This window comes from Brachyspira sp. SAP_772 (genome assembly GCF_009755885.1).
Lineage (GTDB): Bacteria > Spirochaetota > Brachyspiria > Brachyspirales > Brachyspiraceae > Brachyspira.
Map to the genome: position 1 here is coordinate 1 of NZ_VYIX01000206.1, position 671 is coordinate 671.

At 32.7% G+C, this 671-nt stretch carries 1 protein-coding gene; it reads right to left on the bottom strand.

The window, feature by feature from the left end; genetic code table 11:
• A partial coding sequence (locus GQX97_RS13575; RefSeq protein ID WP_157152311.1) for a methyl-accepting chemotaxis protein occupies positions 1 to 671 on the bottom strand: 671 nt, incomplete at both ends.

Genomic DNA, 671 nt, shown 5'->3' on the forward strand with positions numbered 1-671 from the left:
CATCTATTTTTACTCTAAGGTCATTAAATATTTCCTGAGAAGTTCTAGCAGAGTCTGTAGCTTTATTAATTTTGTCATAAGCATTGTCTACTAAGTTTGTAATATCTTTTACAGAAGACTGAGTAGTTTGAGCTAAGTTTCTTACTTCAGAAGCAACAACAGCAAAKCCCTTACCTTGGTCTCCAGCACGTGCAGCCTCTACAGCAGCATTCAAAGCAAGTATATTAGTTTGGAATGCTATATTTTCAATAATGTTTGTAATATCTTTAATTTTAGTACTAGCCTCATAAACTTCTTCTATATTTCTTGTAGTTTCAAGTATAATATCACCAGCACTTTCTATAGACTGTCTAGATTCAACCATCATTCTATTACCTTGTACTGATTGGTCTGTAGAAGATTTTATTGTAGAAGCCATCTCTTCCATAGAGCTTGCAGTCTCTTCCAAGCTTGCTGCTTGAGATTCTGTTCTATGTGATAAATCATTACTGCCCTGTGAAAGTTCATGAGCACTGTTTGTAATTTTTTCTACTGAATCTCTTACTCTTATTATAATATCTACAAGTTCTTGACGCATTATAGTAAATGAATCAGCTAATTCTCCAAGTTCATCTTTTCTATGAATTGTTTGTTCTGTATTTGTTAAATCACCTTTAGATATTTCTTTAGAT